Below are 578 nucleotides of genomic sequence, written 5' to 3'. Positions count from 1 at the left end.
CAGAACCCGCCTACATGCCCATCGCCGAGCGTGACGGCATGTCAGTCCGTCTCTTCGCGGACGTCCTTGCCCTGCTCGGCGAACGCCTTGAAGTCCTGCATGTGCTGTAGCGACTGCTTGCGGAAGGCACCGGGCATCAGAAGTCCCACCAGCCGCATCATCACGCCGCTGAACCGGTATTCGTTCTCGCTTTCCCAGAGTGTCGTCTCCGGACCGGCTTCGGTCAGCCGTTCGCGCCCGACGCTCCACATGCCCTCGACGACGATCTCGCGGTCGAAGTGAACGACGCTGCCTTTCGGTATCTCGTGCAGGTCTGCCGGTTCCCGGCGGGTGATGGTCTCGATGCCCTCGAACTTCTGCTTCCCCATCTGCATCACGACGCGCGACTTGGTGCCGAGCTGCCCGTGCTTCCCATTCAGCGGCTCGTGCGACACCAGACCCCGCAGCCACTTCGGTAGGTGTGCCGGGTCGGCGAGGAGCTGGGCCACCCTCTCCCGCGGCAGGGCGATCTCGATCGAGGCGGTGTACTTCATGGGGGTCGCTCTTTTCCTTGTCGGTGTGGGACAACTTGCTGCAGT

Annotated in this window: 1 protein-coding gene; it reads right to left on the bottom strand. The window is 64.0% G+C overall.

Annotated elements, in window-relative coordinates:
- Positions 1 to 41: 41 nt before the first annotated feature.
- On the bottom strand, positions 42 to 533 hold the full coding sequence (locus Psi01_RS43030) for an SRPBCC family protein (RefSeq protein ID WP_204069978.1): 492 nt from the start codon (positions 531 to 533) through the stop codon (positions 42 to 44).
- Positions 534 to 578: the final 45 nt, after the last annotated feature.

The organism is Paraplanobispora siamensis (assembly GCF_016863175.1).
GTDB lineage: Bacteria > Actinomycetota > Actinomycetes > Streptosporangiales > Streptosporangiaceae > Planobispora > Planobispora siamensis.
Note: the sequence above shows the minus strand (reverse complement) of the source record. Positions and strands in the feature narration are given on the sequence as shown.

Coding starts and splice junctions, on each gene's coding strand:
- Psi01_RS43030 (WP_204069978.1), bottom strand. CDS start 533: ATGAAGTACACCGCCTCGATCGAGATCGCCCTGCCGCGGGAGAGGGTG.